Source organism: Gordonia caeni, from assembly GCF_039537105.1.
Classification (GTDB): domain Bacteria; phylum Actinomycetota; class Actinomycetes; order Mycobacteriales; family Mycobacteriaceae; genus Gordonia; species Gordonia caeni.
Map to the genome: position 1 here is coordinate 121,060 of NZ_BAAAZW010000009.1, position 26,840 is coordinate 147,899.

Annotated in this window: 19 protein-coding genes; 14 read left to right on the plus strand and 5 right to left on the minus strand. The window is 70.9% G+C overall.

What is annotated here, in order from left to right; genetic code table 11:
• Positions 1 to 43: 43 nt before the first annotated feature.
• On the plus strand, positions 44 to 820 hold the full coding sequence (locus ABD732_RS15265; protein WP_344785260.1) for a PIG-L family deacetylase: 777 nt from the start codon (positions 44 to 46) through the stop codon (positions 818 to 820).
• Here ABD732_RS15265 and recD read toward each other — a convergent pair.
• The 4 genes from recD to ABD732_RS15285 form a co-directional block, all read right to left on the minus strand.
• A complete protein-coding gene (gene recD / locus ABD732_RS15270) occupies positions 803 to 2,677 on the minus strand; it encodes an exodeoxyribonuclease V subunit alpha (RefSeq protein WP_344785262.1) in 1,875 nt (624 codons plus the stop codon). The two genes, ABD732_RS15265 and recD, sit on opposite strands and share 18 nt — an antisense overlap.
• A complete protein-coding gene (locus ABD732_RS15275; protein WP_344785264.1) occupies positions 2,674 to 6,018 on the minus strand; it encodes a UvrD-helicase domain-containing protein in 3,345 nt (1,114 codons plus the stop codon). Before ABD732_RS15275 ends, recD begins: the two co-directional genes overlap by 4 nt.
• On the minus strand, positions 6,015 to 9,344 hold the full coding sequence (gene recC / locus ABD732_RS15280; protein ID WP_344785266.1) for an exodeoxyribonuclease V subunit gamma: 3,330 nt from the start codon (positions 9,342 to 9,344) through the stop codon (positions 6,015 to 6,017). Before recC ends, ABD732_RS15275 begins: the two co-directional genes overlap by 4 nt.
• A 109-nt stretch (positions 9,345 to 9,453) precedes the next feature.
• Positions 9,454 to 9,894: an acyl-CoA thioesterase gene (locus ABD732_RS15285; protein WP_344785421.1), complete on the minus strand. Its 441-nt coding sequence runs from the start codon at positions 9,892 to 9,894 to the stop codon at positions 9,454 to 9,456.
• Positions 9,895 to 9,963: 69 nt separating this feature from the next.
• Here ABD732_RS15285 and ABD732_RS15290 point away from each other — a divergent pair, with 69 nt between their 5' ends.
• Complete coding sequence (locus tag ABD732_RS15290) at positions 9,964 to 10,554, plus strand: GNAT family N-acetyltransferase (RefSeq protein ID WP_344785268.1); 591 nt, start codon at positions 9,964 to 9,966, stop codon at positions 10,552 to 10,554.
• Between the two features lie 100 nt (positions 10,555 to 10,654).
• Positions 10,655 to 12,124 carry an NAD(P)/FAD-dependent oxidoreductase gene (locus ABD732_RS15295; RefSeq protein ID WP_344785270.1) on the plus strand — a complete coding sequence of 490 codons (1,470 nt, stop codon included), beginning with the start codon at positions 10,655 to 10,657 and terminating at the stop codon, positions 12,122 to 12,124.
• Positions 12,125 to 12,182: 58 nt separating this feature from the next.
• Here the strand turns inward: ABD732_RS15295 and ABD732_RS15300 are convergent, their stop codons facing one another.
• Entirely contained in the window at positions 12,183 to 12,599 is a 417-nt protein-coding gene (locus tag ABD732_RS15300; protein WP_344785272.1) for a PaaI family thioesterase, read from the minus strand.
• 276 nt (positions 12,600 to 12,875) lie between these two features.
• Here ABD732_RS15300 and ABD732_RS15305 point away from each other — a divergent pair, with 276 nt between their 5' ends.
• The 11 genes from ABD732_RS15305 to ABD732_RS15355 all read left to right on the plus strand — a co-directional run bounded on the left by ABD732_RS15305 (position 12,876) and on the right by ABD732_RS15355 (position 26,819).
• Entirely contained in the window at positions 12,876 to 13,268 is a 393-nt protein-coding gene (locus ABD732_RS15305) for a BlaI/MecI/CopY family transcriptional regulator (RefSeq protein WP_344785274.1), read from the plus strand.
• Between the two features lie 149 nt (positions 13,269 to 13,417).
• Entirely contained in the window at positions 13,418 to 14,365 is a 948-nt protein-coding gene (locus tag ABD732_RS15310; RefSeq protein ID WP_344785276.1) for a M56 family metallopeptidase, read from the plus strand.
• A 52-nt stretch (positions 14,366 to 14,417) separates the two neighbouring features.
• Positions 14,418 to 15,857, plus strand: coding sequence for a GMP reductase (guaB1, locus tag ABD732_RS15315; protein WP_344785278.1), 1,440 nt, complete (start codon positions 14,418 to 14,420; stop codon positions 15,855 to 15,857).
• A gap of 9 nt (positions 15,858 to 15,866) precedes the next feature.
• Positions 15,867 to 17,249, plus strand: coding sequence for a hemolysin family protein (locus ABD732_RS15320; RefSeq protein WP_344785280.1), 1,383 nt, complete (start codon positions 15,867 to 15,869; stop codon positions 17,247 to 17,249).
• The gene (locus ABD732_RS15325; RefSeq protein ID WP_344785282.1) at positions 17,242 to 18,321 is read left to right on the plus strand and encodes a hemolysin family protein; all 1,080 of its coding nucleotides are present in this window, start codon (positions 17,242 to 17,244) and stop codon (positions 18,319 to 18,321) included. The genes ABD732_RS15320 and ABD732_RS15325 overlap by 8 nt, the downstream gene beginning before the upstream one ends.
• The gene (locus ABD732_RS15330) at positions 18,318 to 19,220 is read left to right on the plus strand and encodes a 3-methyladenine DNA glycosylase (RefSeq protein ID WP_425553065.1); all 903 of its coding nucleotides are present in this window, start codon (positions 18,318 to 18,320) and stop codon (positions 19,218 to 19,220) included. The genes ABD732_RS15325 and ABD732_RS15330 overlap by 4 nt, the downstream gene beginning before the upstream one ends.
• A gap of 107 nt (positions 19,221 to 19,327) precedes the next feature.
• Positions 19,328 to 21,499 (plus strand): malate synthase G, encoded by a 2,172-nt coding sequence (locus ABD732_RS15335; protein WP_344785286.1) that lies wholly within the window; start codon positions 19,328 to 19,330, stop codon positions 21,497 to 21,499.
• 160 nt (positions 21,500 to 21,659) lie between these two features.
• Positions 21,660 to 22,838, plus strand: a complete 1,179-nt coding sequence (locus tag ABD732_RS15340) for a substrate-binding domain-containing protein (RefSeq protein WP_344785288.1) — start codon at positions 21,660 to 21,662, stop codon at positions 22,836 to 22,838.
• A 260-nt stretch (positions 22,839 to 23,098) separates the two neighbouring features.
• On the plus strand, positions 23,099 to 24,277 hold the full coding sequence (gene sfnG, locus ABD732_RS15345; RefSeq protein WP_344785289.1) for a dimethylsulfone monooxygenase SfnG: 1,179 nt from the start codon (positions 23,099 to 23,101) through the stop codon (positions 24,275 to 24,277).
• Between the two features lie 63 nt (positions 24,278 to 24,340).
• Complete coding sequence (locus ABD732_RS15350) at positions 24,341 to 25,585, plus strand: acyl-CoA dehydrogenase family protein (RefSeq protein ID WP_344785291.1); 1,245 nt, start codon at positions 24,341 to 24,343, stop codon at positions 25,583 to 25,585.
• Positions 25,586 to 25,640: 55 nt separating this feature from the next.
• Complete coding sequence (locus ABD732_RS15355) at positions 25,641 to 26,819, plus strand: acyl-CoA dehydrogenase family protein (protein WP_344785293.1); 1,179 nt, start codon at positions 25,641 to 25,643, stop codon at positions 26,817 to 26,819.
• The last annotated feature ends 21 nt before the right edge of the window (positions 26,820 to 26,840 follow it).

The following is a 26,840-nucleotide window of genomic DNA, read 5'->3' on the forward strand; positions in this document are numbered from 1 at the left end:
AGGACAGCTTACCGTCGCCTCACACCACGTATTGTCTTGAGTTGTGTCCGCTGCACCGAATGCGTTGTTCATCCACGCCCACCCCGACGACGAGTCGTTGTGGACCGGCGGCCTGATCGCCGACCTGGCCGCCCGCGGTGCGCACACCTCGCTGATCACGTGCACCTGGGCCGAGGGCACCCACCGCCATCGGGAGCTCCTGGACGCCACCGCCGCCCTGGGCATGAGCGAGCCGCCGATCATGCTCGGCTACGCCGACCGTTTCGTGCCCGAATCGGCCCCCGGCGCCCCACCGCTGATCGATGTGCCCTTCGACGACGCGGTGCGCCTGATCGTGGAGAACATCCGGCGCCTCAAGCCCGACGTGATCGTCACCTACAACGCGTACGGGATCTACGGCCACCCCGATCACATGCATGCGCACCGGCTCGCCGTCATCGCCGCCGACGCCGCGGCCATCGGCAGCTACGCCCCCGAACTGGGTGAGCCGTGGCAGACCCGGTCGCTGTACTTCGCGACCCTGCCCAAGGCCACCGTCGAAGCACTGCGGCCCCACCTCGGCGCCGACTCCAAGATCCAGGTCGCCGGAACCGCGCCGGACCTGGTGGACGTCCTCCTGGATCTGCGGTACCGGCTGGGCGACAAGATCCGCGCGATCACCTCGCACAAGACCGAACTCGCCCGCAGCGCGTCGATGCAGCAGTTCGCCGCGCTCCCCCGCGACATGCAGCGACTCTTCCTCGGCTGGGAGGCCTACCGCCGCCGCGATCTGGTTCCCGGCGGCCGCGACCTGCCCGCGCCTCTAGAGCTCGCGGACTGACGAGCCCAGTCCGCTCGCCCGCTGCACCGACCGCTCCACCGCGGCCCGCAGCGACTCCTCGGTGCCGACGATGCGCACCGTGTGCCGGGCGCGGGTCACCGCCGTGTACAGCAGTTCCTTGGTGAGCAGTTCGGCCCCGGTGTCGGGCAGGACCACGGTGACCGCGCCGAACTGGCTGCCCTGACTGCGGTGAATGGTCATCGCGTACACCGGAGACGAATCGGACACCTGGCTCGGGTGCAGCAGCACCACGTCCTCGCCGCGGCCGAACGCGACGCTCACGCCGTCGCCGTCGGCCAGCACCACCCCGGAGTCGCCGTTGAAGATCCGGTGGGTCGGGTCGTTGGCGTTGACCAGCAGCGGCTCACCCGGATACCAGCCCGACGCCGGGAACGGTCCGCCCAGCGCCTCGGCGATCCACCCGGTGATCCGCCGGGTCCAGCCGGAGACGCCGTAGCGCCCGTCCCGGTGCGCGCACAGCACCCGGTGGGTCACCAGGGCCTCCAGGGCACCGCGTGCGTCGCCGGCCCCCGCCGCCGACCGCAGCTGCTGCGCCCAGGCCACCACCTGATCGCGCACCTCGTCCAGCTCACCGGGGTCGTCGGGATCGAGCAGGACCACCCGCGGTTCCCCGGCCGGCACCGGAGGTCCGGTGACCAGTTCCAGCACGCGATCGGCGTCGCCGGCCTTGACGGCCTCGGCCACGTCGGAGATCTGCCCGCCGTAGCGGTGACCGCGCTGCAGCGTGATCACCCCGTCGGCCAAGGCCCGTTCCTCGGCCGCGGAGAAGTGCCCGGCCGGATCGGCGACCGCCGTGAACTCCGGCGACAGCTGTCCGTCGCCGGACTCCTCGCGCTCCACCAGATCGGCCAGGACGGCACCGGCATCCACCGAGGCCAGCTGGTGCGGGTCACCGACCAGGATCAGCCGGGTGTCGTCGCGCAGGGACTCGAGCAGCCGGCTCATCATCGTCACGGCCAGCATCGACGTCTCGTCGACCACCACCACGTCGTACGGGAGACGATTGCCCGCGCCCCGGGAGAAGGTGCCGTCCGGACGCCAGCCGAGCAGCCGGTGGACGGTGGTGGCGGTCGGCGCGTGGTGCAGGGCGTGCTCGTCGGACGGGTAGTCGTTGATCGAGGCCTGCATCTGCGCCGCGGCCCGGCCGGTCGGCGCGCACAAGCCGATCCGGACGTCGTCGCCGAGCAGTCGCTCCATCACCGCCAGAATCCGTGCCACCGTGTAGGTCTTGCCGGTGCCCGGACCGCCGGCCAGCACGGTGGTCCACGACGTCGCCGCCAGGGCCGCGGCCGCGCGCTGCCTGTCGTACTCGGCGGGGTTCACCGGACCGAAGACGGCCTCGATGGCACCGGCCAGCGCTGCCGGATCCACCGCAGGCCGGCTCTCGCGCCGCCGCGCCAGGATCTCCCGGATGGTCTGCTCCTGCCGGAAGTACTTGCGCAGATACAGCAGGGGGCCGTCGATCGAGGTCATCAGCGCGAGGGGACGCAGCGGTCCGCTGGGGCAGCCGGTGACCAGCGGCGAGGAGCGCAGCGCGCTCACCAGCTGTTCCGGGTCGGGCCAGGGCAGCTCGACCGGTTCGGCCGGGGCATCGGAGTCCTCGTCGCGGGGAGGCTCGGGCACGATGTCGCCGATCGAGCGCAGCGGCACACAGGTGGAACCGGTGCGCACCGCGCGCACCGCCAGGGCGGTGGCGATCAGCTCGTCATCGCTGATCGGCGCGCCGCTGAGATCGGCGATCCGGCGGGCGACGTGCACGTCCGCGGCGGCGAACACCCCGGCCTCGTTGAAGATCGCCAGCGCGCCGGCGTCGGCGGCCACCCGTTGCGCGTTCATCGTGGTCCCTCCACTCCGGCCAGCAGGTCCGACAGCGCGCAGATCAGCGCGGCCGGCGGTCGCCACTCGAAGACGCCGCACCCGGGCGGAGTCTGCGGCCCGGCCATGCCGCGGACGAAGTGGTACTGGATCGGTCCCAGGTGACGCTCCGGCTCGTAGCCGGGCAGGCGCCAGCGCAGGTACCGGTGCAGGGCCACCGCGTAGAGCAGCGCCTGCAGCGGATAATGGGCGGACATCATCTCCGCCGCCATCGCTGCGGTGTCGAAGTCCTCGACCGTCAGCTCCCCCGGGCGGAGACGGTTGGTCTTGTAGTCCACCACCACGAACTGCCCGTCCGGAGTCCGCAGCACCGAGTCGATGCTGCCGGTCAGATAGCCGCGGAAGTGCTCCTCGGAGACCGTCCGTACCACCTCGGCGTAGTGGTGCAGCGGATCTGCGGCGGGCAGGTGGGCGGCCAGCAGGTCACCGACCTCGTCGAGGGTGAATCCGGGCGGCGCCAGCGGCAGCTCGAAGTCCAGTTCGGCGAGCCGGTCGGCGGGGCCGATGCTCGCGAGGTCGCCGAACCCCAACGGCGTGGTGAGCACGCCCGTCAGCGCTCGCGCCAGGGTGTCGACGTCCAGGTCCACGCCGCGGTGCGCGGCTCCCTCCACCGTCCGGTCGTAGACGTGCGCGGCCAGATCGGGACTGGCTGTGTCCACATGCTCGAGGACCTCGTGCACCAGCGTGCCGAACCCCGCACCGAAGGGCAGTCCGTTCATCGGTGACGGCGTGCCCGCGGTAGCCTCGCGCACCCCGGCCGGCTCCGCCCCGTCGGCGGGATCGGCCGGCTCGTCGTCGATCAGGCCGTCCTCCGGCTCGCTGCCGGTGTGCAACCGCTCCCCGGCGTGCGCGGCGTGCGCGTCGCGGACGATCCCCGAATACGAGGTGCGCCGCCAGGCCTGGTCGATGGTGCGGGTGAACTCGGCCGCGCTCAGCGTGGGCGGGGTGCCGCCCGCGGGATCGGCCCGCCAGCGCTGCCCTCGCGGATGCCGGCCGGCCGGTTCCACCGCGATCTGTTCCGGGGCCAGCGCTGCCACTGCCCGCAACCCGTCGACGATGTCGCGGTCGGTGGCGGGCAGCTCCACCGACGGCGGCACGGCGGTGGCGGCCGTCCCGGCCCGGACGAGCCGGTCCCGCTCGGCCGCGGTGAACAGCAACCGATGCAGCGCGCCGGCCTTCGTCGGCACACTGGGCCCCCACCAGGCCACCACCTGGGAGCGCGCCCGGGTCATCGCGACGTACAGCAGCCGCAGATCCTCACCGGCCTCTTCATTGTCGGCGCGCCACGCGCGCTTGTCGCGTCCGGGCGCGTGCTCGCCGCCGACGTCCAGGCTGCGTCGGCCGTCGTCGTCGTGGAACAGGAAGGTCTCTGGATTCGGCACCCTGGCACCGTCCCAGCCGAAGGGCACGTAGACGATCGGGAACTCCAGACCTTTGCTGGCGTGCACGGTCATGATCTGCACCGCGTGGGTGTCGCGGTCGAGCCGGCGGGTCTGCGCCCCGCCGTGCCGCAGCCGCGACCCGTCCTCGATCTGCTCACTCAGCCAGGTGACCAGGGAGGACAGGCCCCCGGGGCCGGTGGCGACGCGGCGGTTGCACAGGTCGGCCAGCTGCCGCAGATCGGTCAGCAGCCGCTCCCCGTCGGCGCCCGCCAGCAGGCGCGCTTCGGTGCCGAAGGTCTCCAGCAGCCGCGCCGACATCGACGCGAAGCCGCCCTCGGCGAAGATCCGCCCCAGATCGGCGAGCTGCGCGGCCAGCGCCCCGACGGCCTCGTCGCCGCCCGCATCCAGTTGCTCGGCCGTCCGGCCGAGCAACGGCGTGAGCGCGGCCAGGCGGACCCGGCGCGAATTGGACGGCTGTTCGATCGCCGACAGCACGTACCACCAGTGCCGGGCTGCCGGCGTCTTGAAGATCGAGGTGCCCGACCGCACCACCGACGAGATGCCGCGCACCGCCAGCGCCTCCTGCAGCGGTTCGACGGTCTTGTTGGCGCGCACCAGGATCGCGATGTCGCCGGGCGCCACCGGCCGCTCCCCCGCACCGTCGACCCCGTCGATCAGCGTCCCGGAGTTCAGCAGGACGGCGATGTCGTCGGCGACGTCGTCGATCACCCGCTCGCGGACCTGCCCCACCGACGGCAGACCGTCGCCGGGGAAGTCACCGGTGACGAAGGCGCGGAGGCGCAGCGGCGCGCCGCAGGCGATCCGGGAGACCGACTGCTTGGCGGTCACCGGCGGGTAGCCGATCTCGCGGTCCCCGAAGGCGCTGCCACCGAAGACCGCACCGAGGGCCTGCACCAGCGGACCGTCCGACCGCCAGTTGGTGGTGAGCTGCCGCTTGTCCTGTGCGTCCCTGACTGCCTGCAGGTAGCTGCGGACCTCGGCGCCCCGGAAGGCGTAGATCGATTGCTTCGGGTCGCCGACCAGGACCAGTGGCACGTGGCCGTGGAAGCAGCGCCGGATGATCTCCCACTGCTGGGGGTCGGTGTCCTGGAACTCGTCGATCAGGACCACCGAGAACTGCTCACGGATCCGCCGGCAGGCCGACTCCCCCACGTCCGGGTCGGTGATGATCCGGTACAGGACGTTCTGCAGGTCGTCGTAGGTGCGGATCCGGGCGAGCCGCTTGCGCTGGTCGACCTGGGTCCGTGCGGTGCGCGCCAGGTCCAGACGCACCTGCGCGGCCTCGTCGGCTTCGTCGGTATCCGGCGCCAGCACGGCGGCGGACTGGGCGACCGCGGCGATCGCGATCTCGGCGACCGTCGCATCCGGCGGCGCCTGCTCGGGCGCTCCGGCGAACCGTGCCAGATACAGGTCGCGGGCCAGTTCGGCGACCAGCTCGTCGACGTTCTCGACGATCGGATAGCGCTGGGCCCGCTCGCCGAGGAAGCCGAGCGCGGCGAGCATGCGGTTGCAGAAGGTGTGCGTGGTGGCGACCGTGGCCGCGTCGAAATCGCTCATCGCCTCGGTGAGTCCGCGGCGACGCAGCTCCACCTCCTCGGTCGTGCCCGCGCGCAGGAGGGCGACCACCTCGTCGTCGCTGGGACGGTGCCGATCACGCAGAGCCGCAAGGCATTCGGCGACCCGGCTGCGCGTGCGGTGCCGGAGCTCGTCGGAGGCGGCATTGGAGAAGGTCGCCATCAGCAGCCGATCCACCGGTGTCCCGGCGGCCAGATACTGCACCGCGAGGGAGACGATGGCGTGGGTCTTTCCGGTCCCCGCACTCGCCTCCAGCACCACCGTGCCGGTCGGCAGGTCGTCCTTCAGGTCGAAATCGGTCACCTCGACTGCGGTCTGACTCATCGGTTCCCCTCGTGTCGGCGCAGCGGCCCGAAGACCGTGTCGGCCAGACGCAGAAAACGATTCGCGTCCTGGATCGGCGTCAGCAGCGGGTCGAGCGCTGCGAACACCTCGGCGTCGTCGAGCGCCATCAGCTCCTCGGCCGTCGGGATCCGCCCGGGATCGTCGTACAGCACCAGCCCGCAGTAGCGATCGGCGAAGGCCCAGGGCTTCATGCCGGTCACCCGCGCCATCGCGCTGGTCACCCGGCCCGCCCGGCCGTAGGCGCCCGCGGCCGCGTCGGCCACCATCGGCGGCAGCCACATCGGCGCCCGCAGGCCCGCGTCCCGGACGGCCACCAGGAGGGTCAGCACCGCGGTCGGATCCTCCGGCAGCGTCAGCCGGCTGATCGCCGCACCCGGCTCCCGCCCGGGTACCGCACCGATCACCACCGCCTCACGCACCGTGCGCGACGATCCGGCCGCGATGGCCAGCAGCGCGATCCACGCCGACAAGCGGTGGCGGGGCGCCAGTCTGGAGTAGTTGACCGCCACCAGACGCTGGTCGAAGACGTCGCCGACGGTGCCGTACAGGCGCCGCCCGTCCGGCAGCCGGACCAGGACGTCGACGGTGTCGCGCCGGCCGGTCTGCTGCGACTGCGCGGCCACGCCGATCGCCCGGGCCTTCTCCTCGATGGGGTCGAGGGTGCGTTGTCCGAGCGCGAACGGCGGCAGCGTCCCGCGGCGCAGTTCCGCCGCGCGGAGCGCCTGCGGGTCCTCGCCGGCCAGGAATCTGGTCAGATAGCGATTGCCGATCTGCCACGCCTGCAGGCCGTCCAGATCCACGTCGAGCTGATCGGGGTGCGACTGGTCGTGCTCGGGCAGCATCGCCCCGAGCCGCTGACGGACGAACCGTTCGGTGGGCTTGTCGAAGAAGTCCATCAACTCGGCCAGGTCGATGTCGGCGGAGGGATCGACCGGCGGCAGCGCGGCGGCGCGCAGCAGCGGCAGCCGGTCGCCGCGTTCGCCGGTCGCGGTCAGAGCGCTGAGCGCGCGAGCGCCGGCCAGCAGAGCGGTGTCGTAGCTCAGCGGCCGCTGCCCGTCGTCGACGACGAAGTTGCGCTCGTCGAAGGCGTGCAGGGTGTGTCGGCGCACGACGCCCGGGGTCTCGCCGTCCAGGACCTCCTCGGCCGTCTCGATCAACTCGCTGACCACCACCGGCGGCGGGACCGGCGAACCCGTCACCGGATCGGACCCGGTGTAGAAGACCAGCAGATGATCGGTGGCCGACGAGATCGCCTCGAGGAAGACCTGCCGGTCCTCGTCGCGCCGGTTCCGTTCGCCCACCAGCGGTGCGAGACCGAGGATGTCGTCGCCGTCGACGGCGCCGGCCCGCGGGAACGATCCGGTGTCCATGCCGAGCAGGACCACGGCACGGTGCGGGACCGAACGCATCGGCGTCAGCGTGCACACGGTCAGCTCCCCGGTGCAGAAGTTCGACCGGGTGGGCCGGGCGGCGAGCAGGGTGTCCATCAAGTCCCGCAGGTCCGGCAGCGACAGGTCCACGCCGTGTGCACCGGGCGAGCCCAGCGAGTCGGTGATCATGCCGACCGCCTGGGCGCGCTGCCACTGGGTGTCGCGGTCGGGTTCGGTGAGCGCGTCGATCGCTTCCACCAGCAACTCCGCCCAGTCCTGAGCGCTGCGCGGGGTGTCCATCGCGGTCAGCAGGGCGGCCAGCCGGTCGATCAGCTCGGCGAACCGGCCCACCAGGTCGATCTTGGTGGACTCGATGCCTTCCAGGGGAAGTCCGACGCCCAGCCATTGGTTCTCCGACTCCTCGGCGAGCACACCGAGGAGCAGTCGGTCACGCCCGGTGGCGGCGGTGCCCTGCGGGAACCCGGCCAGCCCGAACCGGTCGCGCTGCGTCGCATCGATGCCCCAGCGGATGCCGGCGCGCTCCACCCACCCGGCCAGGGTGTCCAGTTCGTCATCGGTGAGGGCGAACCGTCGGCGCAACGCCGGCGAGCCGATCAGGTCGAGCAGGTCGCCCGAACGCACGCGGCCCGCCGCCAGCTCCAGCACCGAGGCCAGCACGTCCAGCACCTCGTTGGTTTCCCGCAACCCGCGGTCGGCCAGCCGCACCCGCAGCGCATACCCAGGGTGTCCCAGATCGGTCTGCCCGAAGGCCCCCTGGATCAGCGGGGCGAAGTGCTCCACGTCGGGGCACATGATCAGCACGTCCCGCGGTTCCAGATCCGGATGCTCGTCGAACAGGCGCAGCAGCCGGTCGCGCAGCACTTCCACCTGACGTTCCGGCCCGTGGCAGGCGTGCACCTCCAGGGTGTCGTCGGCGGTGAGCCGGTCGCCCCGAGTCAGCCGGTCGCGCCGCAGACCGTCCTGCACCGTACCCAGCAGCGTCGTGGAGGCCGGGGTCGGCAGCGGGTGGTAGACGTCGTCGCCGATCGCCGGTGTCAGCACCTCTTGCAGTTCCCGCACGTCCCGGGACAGCGCGGCCAGCAGCGGATGCTCGGGGCGCAGGTCCGTATCGGCGCTGCGCAGCCGCGGGATCGGCGGCGGATCGGCGGCGATCGTGCGCCACAGCGCGTCGGACGGGTGCGGCAGGTACAACGAGACCTCGCGCTCGGCCGCGAGGGCCTCCAGGATCGCCCGCAAGGCCTCCGGAATCCGGGTCGGCCCGAAGAACTCGAGGCGCTCGGGCAGGTCGACCACACCGGGGTCGGACCGCAGCCGGCTCACCACGTCGCCGAGTTGTTCGGCCAGGTGCGGCTGTCCCACCTCGGCGCGCACCAGGCGCCAGAACCACGACTGCCACAGCAGCGGTCCGGGCAGTTCCCGGCCGGTCCCGTCGGTATCGCCGCCGGCCGCCCACTCGGCCAGCATGGAAGGCCGCTGCCAGCCGTAACCCGATATCAGACCGGCGATGGTGGACGCCGCCGACAGCCGGCGCCCGCGCCGTTCGTCGCCGGCCAGGTGACTCTTCAGAACGTGCAGCCGGGCATCGTCGAGATGCTCGTCGAGCACCCGCAGCACCGGCCACACCAGGGCGTCGGTGTACCAGGCCTCCGCAGCAGTGGGATCGTCGGCGGTGGCGAGCACCGCCCGGCGCAGCAACGCCCGCGGAGAGGTGAAATCGATGTTGGCGGCGATCCCGTCACCGTGTCCGGCGGCACCCAGGCGCACCGCCAGCCGCTGCTGCAGCCACCGCTCCACCCCGTGGGCGGGCACGGCGACCACCTCGGCCTGCATCGGATCGGGCAGCGGGATGGCCAACTGCCCGGCCAGAACCTCGGCCAGCACGTCGGCCCGCTCGGCCCGGTGCACCGTCAGCATCGCCGCCCCCTTCACATCCGCCGGTGTGTGATGACCGAGCCTATCGACGGCCCCCGACAGCTTCGCAGGCGAGAGGGCGCTGCGGGCGGGACCGCGGATCCCTCCCCGTTCAGCGGCGGCGCCGGAAGGGCACCGGATCGGCGAGATGGGCCTGCAGGACCTCGCGCAACCGCGGCGGGATCGACGTCGCGCGCCCCTGCGCCAGTTCCAGCACGGTCAGCGTCGTCTCGCACAGCGCGCCGACCGTTCCGTCGGCGGCGACCAGCCGGCAGCCGTAATCGAAGGACTTGTCGCCGATCCGCGAGACCACGACCTCGCAGCGGGCCGGAGACGTCGAATAATAGATGGGAGCGACGAACTCGATCTCCTGGTGGGCCACCACCATCCCGTACCGATCGTCGACCTCGTCACCGACCCAGGCGGTCATCGCCCGGATCCGGGCTTCTTCGAAGAGGCGGGCGAACTGCACGTTGTTGACGTGGCCGAACGAGTCCATGTCGCCCCATCGCAGTGCGAGTTCGACGACGAACGGCCCGGGGCTTCGCTGCATGTCCGACACGACCAGCACGGTAGCGCAACCGTCCCGCACCCTCAGCGCCCGGCCACTACAGTGGGGCGAGTGCTGCTGAACACCACCCGGCTCCGCCTGCGCCCGGTCGCCGCCGCCGACCTGCACCACTTGTCAGCGCTCGACGCCGACCCCGAGGTGATGCGTTTCGTCAGCGGCGGGCAGGCCACCAGTGCCGCCACCATCGCCGACTGGGTGATCCCGCGCATGCAAACCCAGCAGCGCGAGCACGGCACCGGGATGTGGGTGCTGTCGGCCATCTCGCCGCCGCCCGGGACCGCGGCCGGCGACGGCGCCTTCCTGGGCTGGGTGCAGTTGCGGACCCCGCGGCACAGCGCCGCCGGTGAACTGGAACTGAGCTATCGCCTGCACCGCTGGGCGTGGGGCCACGGCTACGCCTCCGAAGCGGCGGCCGCACTGATCGCGGTGATGTTCACCGGCACCGGAGCGACGCGGATCTTCGCGGGCACCCACGTGGTCCACACCGCGTCGCGGCGGGTGATGGAGCGCCTCGGGATGCGCCTGGCCGCCGACACCGACGCGGCCGCACTGAGCCGCCCGGATGCGATCGTGGAGTACGAAATCCTGCGCGATCAGTGGCTCGCCACGCGCGGCCGCGGCGCAGTCTCCCGGACGGCATGACCGCCTGACACCCACCCGGCTACCGTGAGACACTGCGATTGTCCGAACTTACTCGGCAGCCACCCGTAACCACCCTTCCCGACCCCCGCAGGAGAACTCGATGACCACTGGCCGCACCACCGATTCGAAGCGACGCCAGGTCGTCATCATCGGCTCGGGTTTCGGCGGGTTGTTCGCGGCGCAGCGCCTGAAGAAGGCCGACGTCGACGTCACCCTCATCGCGAAGACCACCACGCACCTCTTCCAGCCCATGCTGTATCAACTCGCGACCGGCATCGTCGCCGAGGGCGAGATCGCACCGGCCACCCGCGTGGTCCTGGAGAAGCAGAAGAACACTCGCGTGCTGCTCGGCGAGGTCTTCGACATCGACACCGAGAACCGGGTGGTCCGGTCTCAGCTCCTCGAGCGCGTGACCGACACCCCGTACGACGACCTGATCGTGGCCGCCGGCGCCGACCAGTCCTACTTCGGCAACGACCAGTTCGCCGAGTACGCCCCCGGCATGAAGACCATCGACCACGCCCTGGAACTGCGCGGCCGGATCCTCGGCGCCTTCGAGCAGGCCGAGCTCTCCCACGACCCGGCCGAACAGGCCAAGCTGATGACCTTCGTGGTGGTCGGCGCGGGACCCACCGGCGTGGAGATGGCCGGCCAGATCGCGGAGATGAGCGACAAGACCCTGCGGGGCGCGTTCCGCAACATCGACCCCACCCAGGCCCGGGTGATCCTGCTCGACGCCGCTCCCGCCGTCCTGGCGCCGTTCGGCCCCAAGTTGGGCGGCAAGGCGACGCGCCGGCTGGAGAAGCTGGGGGTGGAGATCCAGCTGGACGCGATGGTGATCGACCTGGACTACGACGGCCTCGTCGTGCGCGACAAGGACGGCACCGAGCGCCGGATCGAGAGCCAGTGCAAGGTGTGGTCGGCGGGCGTGCAGGCCAGTGGCCTGGGCGAGATCCTCCGGGAGAAGACCGGAGTGGAACTCGACCGCGCGGGCCGGGTGAAGGTGGGCCCGGACCTGGCTGTTCCCGGTCACCCGAACGTCTTCGTCGTCGGCGACATGATGGCCGTCGACGGGGTTCCGGGCGTCGCGCAGGGAGCGATCCAGGGCGGCCGGTACGCCGCGGATGCGATCAAGGCCGAGATCAAGCACGGTCAGACACCCGATCAGCGCAAGCCGTTCAAGTTCTTCGACAAGGGCTCCATGGCCACGGTCTCGCGGTTCAGCGCCGTGATGCAGGTGCCGATCCCGGGCACCAAGAAGAAGTTCGAGAGCGAAGGCTACTTCGCGTGGCTGGGCTGGCTGGCCCTGCACCTGGTGTACCTGGTGGGCTACCGCAACCGGCTCAACACGCTGGTGAACTGGTTCTTCGCCTTCACCACCCGCGGCCGCTCGCAGCTGGCGATCACCGAGCAGCAGGTCTATGCGCGGTCCGCGCTGAAGGAGTTGTCGTACCTGGAGCGACTGCGCCTCTCGCAGGCCGAGCGGGACGGCGACACCTCCGCCGCCGCCAAGATCGTCGACGAGGAGATCACCACCGGCACCGTGCCCGAGGACGGCGCCTCCGCCTGATTCCGGCCGGCGCGCACCGGGGCCGGTGCGCGCGCCGGACGGTCAGTTCCCCGGTCGATCAGCTTCCGGGCAGTTCGATGTTCTGCAGTCGCACGCGGGACTGGGCGAGCAGCCGGCCGTCGTCGTCGGTCATGTCCACCTGCCACAGCTGCTGACGGCGACCGCGGTGGATCGGGGTGGTGGTGACGTTCACCGCCCCCTCGCTGACCGAGCGCAGGAAGTCGGTGCTGTTGTTGGCGCCCACGGCGGTGCCGCCGGTGCCCTGTTCCTGCAACCAGCAGTAGCCGCTGACGCTGGCCGCACTTTCGGCGACGGCGCAGTAGACGCCGCCGTGCACGATCCCGAAGGGCTGGTGGTGGTCGGGGCCGATGGTCAGAGTGCCCCGCACACCGTCTCCGGAGACCTCGGTGAACTCCAGGCCCAGGATCCCGTCGAGCCCCTTACCGGCGAATTCCGCACTGTCATTGGTTCCCATGGCCACCAGGGTGCCACGCACCCGGCCCGAACAGGACGATGGCCCCCAGCGCACCTCATCGGCGCCGGGGGCCATCGCCCGTGAGGATCGGGGGTCTCTGCAGCCCTCAGGACACTCACTCGATCCCTGAGAAGTAATGTAGGCTAGCCTTACCTCGGTGTCAAACCATCGGGGAAAGATGAGGTCAGAGCCATGCGGGCGCGAACGGGAACTTCTCGCACGTGTCTGCCGTTGGAACCACAGGACGACTGAAGCGCGATTTGGAGCGGGCGTAGAATGAGAAAGATGAATGGACTCGGTGATCTCGAACGCGCCGTGATGGACACGTTGTGGGCCTCCCCCACACCGCAGACGGTGCGTCAAGTGCATGCCGAACTGTCGAAGACGCGGTCCCTCGCGTACACCACCGTGATGACGGTGCTGCAACGCCTGGCCAAGAAGGATCTGGTCACCCAGATCCGTGACGACCGCGCACACCGTTACACCGCGACCCGGCCCCGCGAGGACCTGGTCGCCAGCCTGATGGTCGATGCCCTCCGCGGCGCCGACGCACCGGGTTCACGCCACGCCGCGCTCGTCTCGTTCGTGGGCCGGGTCGGTGCCGACGAAGCCGCCGCCCTGCGCGAGGCACTCGACGAGCTGGAAGTCTCCGAGCGCGCCGTCCGCTGAACCTCCCCGCCCATCGGGAATCCGCGGCCGCGGCCCAGTAGGGTGAGAGGTGCCCGTAGTGTGAACAGTGGGCCGCCCCGGTACCGGAGATCGACTTCCCCGATTGCCCGAGCCCTGAGTTCCGACCATCCGACCCGCAAGGAAGATCGATGACCGCGCTGTTGTTCGGCATCCTCACCCTCGCCCTGGTCGGTCCCATCCCCGCGGCCCTCGCCCGCGCCGAGTGGCCCCTGTACGCGCCGCGTGCCGCCATGACCCTCTGGCAGGCGATCGCCCTGGCCGCCGTCCTCTCCGCATTCAGCACCGGACTCGCCATCGCCGCCAACCTGCTGGCCCCCGGCCCGGACGGCACACCGACCACTACGCCGGCCGCCGAGCTCGAACGGCTCGGCTGGTTCACCTGGACCGTGTACGTCCTGGTCTTCATCGGCACCGTCGTGATCGGTCTTCGTCTGATGTTCACCATCGCCGCAGTCGGCCTGCGCACCCGCACCCGGCGGCGCAGCCATCGCACGCTGATCGATCTGCTCGACCGGGTGGAGCTGCGCCGCCGCAGCGGCTCGGACATCCGGATCCTGGACGTGTCCACCCCCATGGCCTACTGCCTGCCCGGGCTGCGCTCGCGCGTGGTGCTCTCCGAAGGCGTCCTCGCCCGGCTCTCCACCGACGAGCTGGCCGCGGTGATCGAGCACGAGCGGGCACACCTGCGGGCGCGTCACGACCTGGTCCTGGAGGCCTTCATCGCGCTGCACGCCGCCTTCCCCCGCTGGGTGCGCTCGGAATCTGCGCTCAGCGCGGTCCGGTTGCTGGCCGAAGCCCTCGCCGACGATCAGGCCGTCCAGGCCACCGGCCGCACCTCGGTGGGCCGCGCATTGGTCGCCTGCGCCGATGCCACCGCACCGCGCGGCGCGATGGCCATCGGCGGTCCCACCACCGTGGCCCGGCTGCAGCGACTGACCCATCAAACCTCGGCAGCCGGCTCCGCGCGGCGGCTGTCGATCACGGCGTACACTCTCGCCGCAGCCCTTCTGGTGGTCCCGACCCTGGCGGTCGCCATCCCCTGGCTGACCGAGCTGAGCCGGCTCCTCGGCCAGTGACCCGCACCCGAGTACCCCGCTCCCCGTTCCCGACCCCGCCGAAAGGTCAGTAGTGCGTTTCCTGTCCGGACACGAGCCCGATCACGACCTGACCTACGACGATCTGTTCATCGTCCCCAATCGTTCCGAGGTGACCTCCCGGTTCGACGTGGACATCGCCACGCACGACGGCACAGGCACCACCATTCCGCTGGTGGTCGCGAACATGACCGCCGTCGCCGGTAAGCGGATGGCCGAGACGGTGGCCCGCCGCGGCGGGCTGGTGGTGATTCCGCAGGACGTCCCGGAGGCTGCCGCCGCCGACACGATCGCGTTCCTCAAGTCGCGGCATCTGATCGCCGACACCCCGGTGATCCTCGGCCCCGGCGACCTGATGGCCCACGCCCAGGTGCTCATCCCCAAACGCGCGCACGGGTGCGCCGTGGTGGTCGACGACGAGGGCCGCCCGCTGGGCCTGGTCCCGCGCGCCGAGCCCGGTCCGGACCTGGACATGTTCAGCGAGCTCGGCGCGGCGATGCATCCGATTCCGGTGCTGCTGCCGGACACCACCGAGCCGCGCACCGTGTTCGAGACCCTCACCGAGGCGAATGTCGAGCTGGCGGTCCTGGTCGATCCGGACGGCCGGCTGACCGGTGTCCTCTCCCGGGTCGGCGCCCTGCGTGCCGGCATCTACCGGCCCAACGTCGACGCCGACGGCCGCCTGCGGATCGCCACCGCCGTCGGCATCAACGGCGACGTGGTCGGTAAGGCCCGCGCCCTGGTGGAGGCCGGCAGCGACCTGCTGGTGATCGATACCGCGCACGGGCATCAGGACAAGATGCTGTCGGCGCTGTCCGCCGTGGCCGACGCCGATCTGGGCGTCCCCATCGCCGCCGGCAACGTGGTCTCCGAACAGGGCACCCGCGACCTGATCGGCGCGGGCGCGTCGATCGTGAAGGTCGGTGTGGGCCCCGGCGCCATGTGCACCACCCGCATGATGACCGGTGTGGGCCGGCCGCAGTTCTCCGCGGTGGCCGAGTGCGCGGCGACCGCCGCCGAGCTCGGCGCCTCGGTCTGGGCCGACGGCGGCGTCCGCCATCCTCGCGACGTCGCGCTCGCCATCGCCGCCGGCGCCTCGAACGTGATGATCGGCTCCTGGTTCGCGGGCACCTACGAGTCTCCCGGCGACCTGCACACCGACGACGGCGGCGAGTACAAGGTGAGCTTCGGAATGGCCTCCAAGCGGGCCGTCGCGGCCCGGTCCGCCGCCGACGGCGCATACGACCGCGCCCGCAAGGGGCTCTTCGAGGAGGGCATCTCCTCGTCCCGGATCCGTATCGATCCCGACCGTCCCAGCGTCGAGGACCTGATCGACCACATCTGCGCCGGGCTGCGCAGCACCGCCACCTACACCGGCGCCCGCGACCTCGCCGATCTGCACGAGAAGGTGGTTCTCGGCGTGCAGTCCGCCGCCGGTTTCGCCGAGGGCCGTCCGCTGCCCGGGGGTTGGTGACCGACTGCAGTGGAGATCGTCCTGATCATCGCCAAACTGGTCGGTTTTCTGGCGCTGACTCTCGGTACGGCATTGTTCGTCGCCTCCGAGTTCTCGCTGACCGCCCTCGAGCGATCCACCATCACCGATGACCTGACCCGCCGCGACGACCGCCGCGCCCGCACCGTCGCCCGCGCGCATCGGACGCTGTCGTTCCAGCTCTCCGGCGCCCAGCTCGGCATCACGATCACCACCCTGATCACCGGTTATCTGGCCGAACCCGTCCTGGCGCAACTGCTCGATCCGGTGCTCAAGCACCTGCCGATCCCGGAGGGTGCCGCCGCGGGCGTCTCGCTCGCGATCGCCCTGATCCTGGCCACCTCGCTGTCGATGGTGCTCGGCGAGCTGATGCCGAAGAACATGGCGATCACCAGCCCGCTCAGTGTCGCGCGCGCCACCTCGGGGCCGATGATCGCCTTCTCGACCGTGTTCAAGCCGGCCATCGTCGGCCTCAACGGGTCGGCCAACGCGATCGTGCGCCGGCTGGGCATCGAACCGACCGAAGAGCTCGGGTCGGCGCGGTCGGCGGCCGAACTCGGAGCACTGGTGCGCAACTCGGCGCTGCGCGGGGCCCTGGACCCGGACACCGCGAAGCTGGTCGACCGCTCGCTGCGCTTCGGTGAACTCAGCGCCGACGAACTGATGACCCCGCGCGTGCGGGTGCAGGCCCTCGAGCCCGGCGACAACGTCCGCGATCTGGTCTCGGCCTCCTCGCAGACCGGGCACTCCCGCTTCCTCATCGTCGAGGACGGCGACCTGGACAACCTGGTCGGCGTGGTTCACATCAAGCAGTCCTTCACCGTCCCCCCGCACGCCCAGACCACCACGTCCCTGCGGTCGCTGGCCCGGCCGGTGACCCGGGTGCCGGGCAGTCTCGACGGCGACGCCCTGATGGACCGGATCAAGGCCGACGGCCTGGAGATCTGCGTGGTGGTGGACGAGTACGGCGGCACCGCAGGCATCGTGACGTCGGAGGATCTGATCGAAGAGATCCTCGGCAACGTCACCGACGAGCACGACGACGAGGAGTCCGAGGTGACCCGCGTCGGCAACGGCTACCGCTGCGCCGGGCTGCTGCGCAACGACGAGGTGGCCGAGGCCATCGGCTATCAGGCTCCCGAAGGCGCCTACGAGACGCTCGGCGGCCAGGTGATGTACCTGCTGGGCGCCATCCCGCAGGTCGGCGACATCGTCGACCTGCCCCCGCGCCATCTGGTCCCCGACCCCGACGACGGCCCCGAGACGGCGTGGCGCGCCACCGTCGTCGCGATGGACGGACGCCGCGTGGACGCGGTGTGGCTGACCCCGATCGACCCGGCGGCGACCGGCGATGAGGCGGCCGACCATGGGTGATCTCTGGGGAGTGCTGCTGACCGTTCTGCTGCTCGCGGCGAACGCCTTCTTCGTCGGTGCCGAGTTCGCCCTCATCGCCGCCCGCCGGGATCGCCTGGTGGCACTGGAGGAGAGCGGCAAGAAGCGGGCCCGCACGGTGATCAAGGCGGGCGAACGCCTGTCGCTGATGCTCGCCGGCTCGCAGCTGGGCATCACCATCTGCTCGATCCTGCTGGGCCGCGTCGGCGAACCCGCGATCGCCCACCTGCTGGAACGTCCGCTGGATCTGATGAACGTGCCCGACGGTCTCCTGCACCCGATCTCGTTCGTGATCGCCATCAGCCTGGTGGTGATCCTGCACATCCTGCTCGGCGAGATGGTGCCCAAGAACATCGCCCTGGCCGGTCCCGAACGCGCCGCGATGCTGCTGATCCCGGTGCAGCTGATGTTCATCCGGCTGGTCCGGCCGGTGATCTGGTTCTACAACGCCCTCGCCAACGGTGCGCTGCGGCTGTTCGGCGTCGAACCCAAGGACGAGGTCTCGTCCACCGTCACCGAGGCCGAGCTGGCGCAGATGATCGGCGAGTCGCGCGAGCTGGGCCTGCTCGACGCCGAGGAGCACGAGCGCCTGACCCGCGCGCTGGAGACCATCGAGCGCACCGCGGTGGAGGTGATGATCCCGTTGCGCGACGTCCGCACCGTCCGCGCCGCCGTGGACGCGCGCACCGGCCGCCTCGGCCCCCGGCTCGGAGCGGTCGAACGCGCCGTCCGCGAGACCGGCTTCTCCCGGTTCCCCGTGCGCGGTCTCGACGGCTCCTACATCGGGTATCTGCACCTCAAGGACGTCCTCGAGGACATCCTCGACGAGAACCTGGGGCCGGAGAGCATCCTGGGCACCGACAAGATCCGGCCGCTGCCGCGCGTGCGGGCCGGCACCCCGCTCGACGAGGCCAGCGGACTGCTGCGCCGCGCCAGCGCCCACCTGGGCGGCGTGGTGGACGAGACCGGCACCCTGATCGGCGTGATCGCGCTGGCCGACCTGGCCGAAGCCTTCGTCGGCAGCCTCCGCGACGGCACCCACCGGATCGGATGACGGGCGTGCCCGGCTCACCCCTGGCACGGCCCGACTGGCAGGCCTCGGCGCAAGCCCATGCCGCGCGCATCGACGCCCGTATCGGCCCCTATCTGGCCGAGCGGCGCCGCGGCCGGAAGCACCCGGTGATCGACTTCCTGTTCACCTACTACTCGGCCCGGCCCGTGCAGGTGCGGCGCTGGCATCCGGGTTACGGCGTCGCTCTGGCCGACGCCGACGACTACCTCACCGGCAAGGACTACGTGCGCCGCGACGACGGCGCGCTCACCGTGAGCGAGGAACTGCTCCGCCGCCGGCGCCCCCTGCTCGGCGCCATTCACGAGCTGATCACCGCCACGGCCGCGCGGCCGGCCCGGCTGAGCTGTTTCGGTCTGCACGAGTGGGCGATGGTCTACCGCACCCCGAATCCCCGGCACGAGCTGCCGCTGCGGCTCGGCGCCGCCGGCACCGACGCGGTGGTCGAGGCGCTGCCGCTGCGCTGCACCCACTACGACGCCTTCCGCTTCTTCACCCCGGAGGCGACCGGGCGCAACGCCGTCCCGCTGACCCGCGCCACCCAGCCCGCTCACGAGCAGCCCGGCTGCCTGCACGCGACGATGGACCTGTACCGGCACTGTCTCAAACTCGGCCCGCTGATCGGCGGCGAACTGCTCGCCGACTGCTTCGAACTGGCGCTGGACGCCCGCACCCTCGACATGCGGGCCAGCCCCTACGACCTCACCGAGCTCGGCTACCGCCCCGTCGCGATCGAGACGCCGGAGGGCCGTGCCGACTACGTGCGCATCCAGACCGCGCTGGCCCGGCGCGGCACACAGTTGCGCGAGCGCCTCACCGACACCTGTCGTGACCTGCTGCACACCGCCGCCGCCCCCGCGGGACCAGGGGCTACCGGGAGGTAGGGGGCTAGTAGCATGGACATGCCGCGCGCACGCGAGTGCCGCGGAATGCCCCGGGCCCGGCGACGGTTGTCCCGGATGCCAGTTCACCAGGTAAGAGAAGGGTTGCCATGACCGAACGCGTCAACGTCCATGGATTGCAGGTCGCGAAGGTGCTGTACGACTTCGTGAATGAGCAGGCTCTGCCCGGGACCGGCACCGATCCCGAGGCCTTCTGGGCCGGCGCGGCCGCCGTCATCGGCGACCTCGCCCCCCGCAACCGCGAACTGCTGGCCGTGCGCGACGATCTGCAGGCGCAGCTCGATCAGTGGCACCGCGATCACGCCGGCGGCTTCGACCAGGCCGAGTACATCGACTTCCTGAAGCAGATCGGCTACCTCGTCGAGCCCCCGGCCGACTTCGAGATCACCACCACCGGCGTCGACGCCGAGATCGCCGAGACCGCAGGCCCGCAGCTGGTGGTCCCGGTCCTCAACGCCCGCTTCGCCCTGAACGCCTCGAACGCCCGGTGGGGCTCGCTGTACGACGCCCTCTACGGCACCGACGCCATCCCGGAGACCGACGGCGCCGAGAAGGGCACCTCGTACAACAAGGTCCGTGGCGACAAGGTGATCGCCTTCGCCAAGGCCTTCCTGGACCGTGCGGTGCCGCTGGAGTTCGGCAGCCACGCCGACGCGACCCGCTACGTGATCGACGGCGACAAGGTGACCGTCGTCCTGGGTGACGACACCGAGACCACCACCTTCGCGGACCCGAAGGCCTTCGCCGGCTACACCGGCGATGCCACCGCGCCGTCGTCGATCCTGCTGCGCCACAACGGTCTGCACATCGACATCCTGTTCGATCCGCAGTCGCCGATCGGCTCCACCGATCCCGCCGGGATCAAGGACGTCGAGCTGGAGTCCGCGGTCACCACGATCATGGACTTCGAGGACTCGGTCGCCGCGGTCGACGCCGAGGACAAGGTGCTCGGCTACCGCAACTGGCTGGGCCTGAACAAGGGCGACCTCAGCGAAGAGGTCACCAAGGGCGGCAAGACCTTCACCCGCGTCCTCAACCCCGACCGCGTCTACACCGGCCCGAAGGGCGACGAGGTGCAGGTGCACGGCCGTTCGCTGCTCTTCGTGCGCAACGTCGGTCATCTGATGACCAACCCGGCCATCCTCGACGCCGACGGCGACGAGGTCCCCGAAGGCATCCTGGACGCGCTGATCACGTCGGCGATCGGTGTCCACGGCATGAGCGCCCAGGGCCTGCAGAACTCGCGCACCGGATCGATCTACATCGTGAAGCCGAAGATGCACGGCCCCGACGAGGTCGCCTTCACCGCCGAGCTGTTCGGCCGCGTCGAGGACGTCCTCGGCCTGCCGCGCAACACCATCAAGGTCGGCATCATGGACGAGGAGCGCCGCACCACGGCCAACCTGAAGGCCGCCATCAACAACGCCTCCGAGCGCGTGGTGTTCATCAACACCGGCTTCCTGGACCGCACCGGCGACGAGATCCACACCTCCATGGAGGCCGGGCCGATGGTCCGCAAGGCCGACATGAAGCAGCAGACCTGGATCAAGGCCTACGAGGATTGGAACGTCGACATCGGTCTGGCCGCCGGCCTGCAGCACAAGGCGCAGATCGGCAAGGGCATGTGGGCCATGCCGGACCTGATGGCCGACATGCTCGAGCAGAAGATCGGCCACCCGAAGGCCGGTGCGAACACCGCGTGGGTTCCCTCGCCCACCGCGGCCACCCTGCACGCCATGCACTACCACGACGTCGACGTCTTCGAGCGTCAGGACGAGATCGCCAAGCGCGATCCCGCCAAGATCGAAGACATCCTGACGATTCCGCTCGCCCCCAGCACCGACTGGAGCGACGAGGACAAGCGCGAGGAACTGGACAACAACTGCCAGTCGATCCTCGGCTACGTGGTGCGCTGGATCGACCAGGGCGTCGGCTGCTCCAAGGTCCCCGACATCCATGACGTCGCGCTGATGGAGGACCGCGCCACGCTGCGCATCTCCAGCCAGCTGCTGGCCAACTGGCTGCGTCACGGCATCGTCAGCGAGGGCGACATCGTGGCCGCGCTGGAGCGGATGGCACCGGTGGTCGACCGGCAGAACGCCGGCGACCCCACGTACCGGCCGATGGCCCCGGACTTCGCCGACAACATCGCCTTCCAGGCGGCCAAGGCGCTGATCCTGGAGGGTGCGGCGCAGCCGAGCGGCTACACCGAGCCGATCCTGCATCGCGCCCGGCGCGAGTACAAGGCCGCCAACGCCTGAGCCGGCAGTGCACAGAACGCGCGGCACACCGCATCGGCCACCCGGCCGTGCGGTGTGCCGCGCGCGCATCGGCACCGGTCCCTGATATAGACGAGAGATACATCGGTATCCGGACCGGCGGCGTTCGGCGGATACGGATGCGCAGGAGGAAGGGACACACGTGGGTAATCACCGCAGCGGGGGCACACGCCAGCTGTTCAGTCGGCCACTGCTGTCCGGGGTGCTCGGCGTGATGCTGATCATCGCGCTGGTCCTGGCCTGGCGCGGGTTCGGCGACCGGATCGACGACGGCAGTTCCGCGACCGCCACCTGCTTCGAGGGCGATGCCACGGTGCCCATCGTCGCCGACCCGGCGATCGCTCCGGCACTCCAGGAGATCGCGAAGAACTACAACGCACAGCATCCAGTGGTCCGCGATCACTGCGTCACCGTCGAGGTGCGTCCCGCCGACGCCAGCACCGTACTCGAAGGCCTGACCGCCGACACCTGGGACGCCCAGGCGCACGGCCCGTATCCGGGCGCGTGGGTTCCCGAGTCATCCATCTGGGCCGCCGCCCTGCAGGAATCCGGGACCGACGTCCTGGCCGGCACCCCCGAATCTCTGGTGACCTCCCCGGTCCGTCTGGCGATGGAACCGGTGATCGCCGAGGCCGCCGACGGCGACCTCGCATGGGCGGACCTGCCGGCCCTGACCCGGGCCAACTCGCTGAGCGCCTTCGGCCGCAGCAGCTGGGGATCGCTCCGGATGGCCATGCCGACCGGCCCCCAGTCGGATGCGACGTCGCTGGCCGCCCAGGCGGTGGCCGCTGCCACCGTCGGCACCGACACGGCGCTCACCACCGCCCAGGCCCGCTCCGGCGAGGTCACCACCGCGATGAACGAACTGATGTCGGCGCCACCGCGCGTGGGCGACGGCTCCGCCGAAGCCGCGGTCGGTTCGATCGCCGAGACCACCGAACCCTCCTCGGCCCCCGTCCGGGCAGTACCGATCAGCGAGCAGCGCCTGTACGTGCTCACCAAAGACGACGCGGAGGCGAGCGTGGCAGTGGTGGCGCCGCAGGGGCAGACGCCGATGGCCGACTACCCGGTGATCGGTTTCACCTCGGCGCAGCTCTCCGGCTACGTGACCGATGCGACCTCCGAGTTCTTCACCTTCGCCCGCAAACCCGAGCAGATGGGGATTCTGACCGGCGCCGGCTTCCGCGGATCCGGACCGCTCCCCGAGCCCACCGCGACCGTCCGGTTCGACGAGGTGTCCGATCCCCTGCCGACTCCGGAAGCCGGAGCAGTGGTGGCCATCGACCGGGTCGTCCTGCCCTCCGCGGTCGCCGGGAACTGATCCCGCCTCGGCACCCCCTCCGAGATCCCTGTCACCAGCGGTGACAGGGATCTCGTCGTCTCCGCCGACGGTGTTGCGTCCACGCTGGGCGCAATGATTGCCGCGGCCGCCGCACCGGCGCAGACTCGTGCCATGCCCACCGCAGACCGTCGCCGCCGACGCGGCGCAGCGCGATGTCACACCGACCCGTTCTGTTGATTCCCGGCTGACCCCGGCACACGTACCCACTCACTCACGACCTCGAGGAGGTCTATTCCGTCATGCCCGAAAACACCACGCGCACCGCCGAGAGCAGGCTGGAGGCGGCCCACCAGCCGCTGCAGTTCGCCTACTGGGTTCCCAATGTCAGTGGCGGACTTGTGGTCTCGTCCATCGAGCAGCGCACCGACTGGGGATACGACTACAACCGGGAACTCGCCGTCCTGGCCGAGAACAACGGCTTCGACTACGCGCTCACCCAGGTGCGGTACATCGCCTCGTACGGGGCGGCCTATCAGCACGAGTCCACGGCCTTCTCCCTGGCCCTGCTGCTGGCGACCGAGCGACTCAAGGTGATCGCCGCGGTCCACCCCGGCCTCTGGCAGCCGGGGGTGCTGGCCAAGCTGATCGCCACGGCCGACCAGATCTCCGGCGGCCGCGCCGCGGTGAACGTGGTCAGCGGCTGGTTCAAGGACGAGTTCACCAAGCTGGGCGAGCCCTGGCTGGAGCACGACGAGCGGTACCGGCGTGCCGAGGAGTTCATCGGCTACCTGCGCGAGATCTGGACCCGCGAGCACGCGGAGTTCGCCGGTGACTTCTACCGGCTGCACGACTTCGACCTCAAACCCAAGCCGGTCGACGTCCCGGGCCGACCGCACCCGGAGATCTTCCAGGGCGGCAACTCCACCGCCGCCCGCGCGATGGCCGGCCGCGTCTCGGATTGGTACTTCAGCAACGGGAAGGACTTCGACGGGATCACCGAGCAGGTGATCGACGTCAATACCGAAGCGGCACTGCATGATCGGACCGTCAAGTTCGGTCTCAACGGCTTCCTCATCGCCCGCGACTCCGAGGCCGAGGCCCGCGACGTGCTCCGCGAGATCGTCGACAAGGCCGACCGCGAGGCCGTGGAGGGATTCGGGTCGGCCGTCCGGCAGGCCGGCCGGTCCGCCGGCGACGGCAAGGGCATGTGGCAGGACTCCGAGTTCGCCGACCTGGTGCAGTACAACGACGGCTTCCGCACCGGCCTGATCGGGACGCCCGAGCAGATCGCCGAGCGGATCGTCGCCTACAAGACCCGCGGCGTGAACCTCTTCCTCCTCGGCTTCTTGCACTACCTGGAAGACGTCTCCTACTTCGGCGAGAAGATCCTTCCTCTGGTCCGCGAGTTGGAGGCCGACCTGGCCGCCAGCGGCCGCCTGGAATCCGAACTCGCCCGCCACGGCGTCCTCACCGCCTGAGAGCGCCCTCCTCCCCTTCTCCGGTCGATCGACCACCCTCAGCTCACCCGAAAGGACGACATCATGACCACGACCGAATCCGCCCGCACCGCACTGGACCGCTCGCCGGACACCGCTTCTTCCCCGGACAATGCCGCCCGCTTCGCCGATGCCCTGCGCCGGGCCGACCTGGTGGCGGCGGAACTGCGCGCCACCGCCGCCGAGCGCGACCGCGCCAACGCCGATCCGATCGCCGAGGTCGCACTGCTCCGTGAGCACGATCTGCTGCAGGTCGGCGAGCCCGTCGAGTTCGGCGGCGACGGACTGGACTACGCCCAGTCCCAGCAGCTCACCCGCCGGATAGCGCGCGGTGACACCTCGATCGCCCATCTGCTCGGCTACCACTATGCGCAGCAACGCATTCCGCACCTGTTCGGCACCGCTGAGCAGGCCCGGGAACTCTCCCTGCGGAACGCCCGGGAGAAGCTCTTCTGGGGTGGCGTGCAGAATCCCCGCGGCGCCGACGGGCTGGAGCTGACCCGCGACGGCGACGGCTTCCGGCTCAACGGGCGCCGCACCTTCGCCTCGGGCGCCGGGGTGGCCGATCAGCTCTCGGTGACCGCCGCCTTCGAGGGCGATCTGGTCTTCCTCACCCTGCCGGCCGGGCGCGAGGGCTTCACCGCGCTCGGCGACTGGGACAACATCGGCCAGCGTCTCACCGACTCCGGCGGCGTGGTCTTCAGCAACACCCCGGTCGCCCGCGAGGAGATCCTCGGCGACGACCCGCTGACCGGCCGCGAACTGTCCGCGTACCAGACCCTGGTGACCCCGCACTGGCAGCTGGCCTTCGTGAACTTCTACATCGGCACCGCCGAGGGCGCCCTGGAAGAGGCGCTGGACTGGACGCGCCTGCACGCCAGCCCGTGGGAGACCTCCGGGCTGGAGGCCGCCACCGACGATCCCTATCTGCTGGAGCTGGTCGGAGCACTGCGCGCACAGGTCACGGCGGCGGCGCTGCTCGCCGACCGGGCCGGGCAGGCACTGCAGCAGGCTCTCGACACCGGGGATTCCCTGACCGCCGACCAGCGCGCGGAGACGGCGGTCGCGATCGCCGAGGCCAAGTTCGTGACCACCAAGGTGGCCCTCGAGGTGGCATCCCGGCTCTTCGAGATCCAGGGTGCACGGGCCACCACCAGCGCGTACGGCTTCGACCGGCACTGGCGGAATCTGCGGACCCACACGGTGCACGATCCGGTGGCGTACAAGGCCCGCGAGATCGGCGACTGGGTGCTCAACCACCGGGCGCCCCAATTCACCCTGTACAGCTGATCAGCCTGGACAGCTGACCCGCCCGGCACCCGACGACGAAAGGACCGACACTCCCGTGTCCCAGCCCATCCAGGACGGCGAGCACGCACTGGACGTTGCGGCTGCGCTCGCCCCCGCTCTCGCAGCGGGGGCGAGCGGCCGCGACCGCGACCGGCGGCTCCCCGACGACGAGGTGGCCGCGCTGTCGGCCTCCGGTCTGCTCGCCGTCACCGTGCCCGCCCGGTTCGGCGGGCCGGAACTCGGAGCCGGGCCCCTCAGCCGGATCGTGGCCGTTCTGGCCGCCGCAGATCCGAGCGTCGCCCAGATCCCGCACAGCCATTTCGTCTTCCTCGACGCCCTGGCCCGCGCCGGGTCACCGGCACTACAGGCCGAGATCTTCGGGCGGGTGCTGTCCGGCGCGCGCGTGGCGAACGCCCAGACCGAACGCCACACGGCGACCACCCTCGAGGACACCACCGCGATCCGTCGCACCGCCGACGGGCTCCGGCTGACCGGGACCAAGTACTACTGCACCGGGGCGGCCTTCGCGGACATCCTCGCGGTCCGGGCCGCCCTCGACGACGGCACCGTCGTGGCTTTCGTCGACGCGGACGCTCCGGGTATCACGATCGCCGACGACTGGAACGGCGTCGGTCAGCGCACCACCGCCAGTGGCACCGTCGTCTTCGACGACACCCCGGTCCCCGACGGTGGTCTGCTCGATTTCACCGCGCTGCTCGCCGGTCCCAGCACCTACGGAGCACGGGCACAGCTGCTGCACGCGGCCATCGACACCGGGATCGCGCGCGGGGCGCTGGATGCGGCCGCCGATGCCGCCGCCGGCGCCCGGCCGTGGTTCGAGGCCGAGGTCGACCGGGCGGTCGACGATCCGCTCCTGGTGGCTCAGGCGGGAGATCTGGAACTGGCGGTCCGCGCCGCCGAGTCCCTGCTGGCCACCGCGGCCCAGCGGATCGATGACGCCGACGCCGCCCCCGAAGCCGATCCGGCCGCGATCGCCGAGGCCTCCCTGGCCACCGCCGCGGCGAAGGTCGCCGCCGGACGGGCTGCCCGGCGCGCCGGAACCGAGCTGTTCGACTTCGGCGGGACACGAGCGGCCGCCGCAACGGCGAACCTCTCGCGGTACTGGCGCGATGCCCGCACACACACCCTGCACGACCCCGAACGCTGGAAACTCCATCACCTCGGCCGGTGGGCACTGACCCGCCGGTCCCCACCGAGCCACAGCGCCCTGTGAGCCGGTCCCCGAACGAAAGCC

Bases quoted from the DNA above. Each gene is read 5' to 3' on its own strand.
- recD (WP_344785262.1), bottom strand. From the start codon at position 2,677: ATGAACGCGCAACGGGTGGCCGCCGACGCCGGCGCGCTGGCGATCTTC.
- ABD732_RS15275 (WP_344785264.1), bottom strand. From the start codon at position 6,018: ATGAGTCAGACCGCAGTCGAGGTGACCGATTTCGACCTGAAGGACGAC.
- recC (WP_344785266.1), bottom strand. From the start codon at position 9,344: ATGCTGACGGTGCACCGGGCCGAGCGGGCCGACGTGCTGGCCGAGGTT.
- ABD732_RS15285 (WP_344785421.1), bottom strand. From the start codon at position 9,894: ATGCAGCGAAGCCCCGGGCCGTTCGTCGTCGAACTCGCACTGCGATGG.
- ABD732_RS15295 (WP_344785270.1), top strand. From the start codon at position 10,655: ATGACCACTGGCCGCACCACCGATTCGAAGCGACGCCAGGTCGTCATC.
- ABD732_RS15300 (WP_344785272.1), bottom strand. From the start codon at position 12,599: ATGGGAACCAATGACAGTGCGGAATTCGCCGGTAAGGGGCTCGACGGG.
- ABD732_RS15305 (WP_344785274.1), top strand. From the start codon at position 12,876: ATGAGAAAGATGAATGGACTCGGTGATCTCGAACGCGCCGTGATGGAC.
- ABD732_RS15310 (WP_344785276.1), top strand. From the start codon at position 13,418: ATGACCGCGCTGTTGTTCGGCATCCTCACCCTCGCCCTGGTCGGTCCC.
- ABD732_RS15325 (WP_344785282.1), top strand. From the start codon at position 17,242: ATGGGTGATCTCTGGGGAGTGCTGCTGACCGTTCTGCTGCTCGCGGCG.
- ABD732_RS15330 (WP_425553065.1), top strand. From the start codon at position 18,318: ATGACGGGCGTGCCCGGCTCACCCCTGGCACGGCCCGACTGGCAGGCC.
- ABD732_RS15335 (WP_344785286.1), top strand. From the start codon at position 19,328: ATGACCGAACGCGTCAACGTCCATGGATTGCAGGTCGCGAAGGTGCTG.
- sfnG (WP_344785289.1), top strand. From the start codon at position 23,099: ATGCCCGAAAACACCACGCGCACCGCCGAGAGCAGGCTGGAGGCGGCC.
- ABD732_RS15350 (WP_344785291.1), top strand. From the start codon at position 24,341: ATGACCACGACCGAATCCGCCCGCACCGCACTGGACCGCTCGCCGGAC.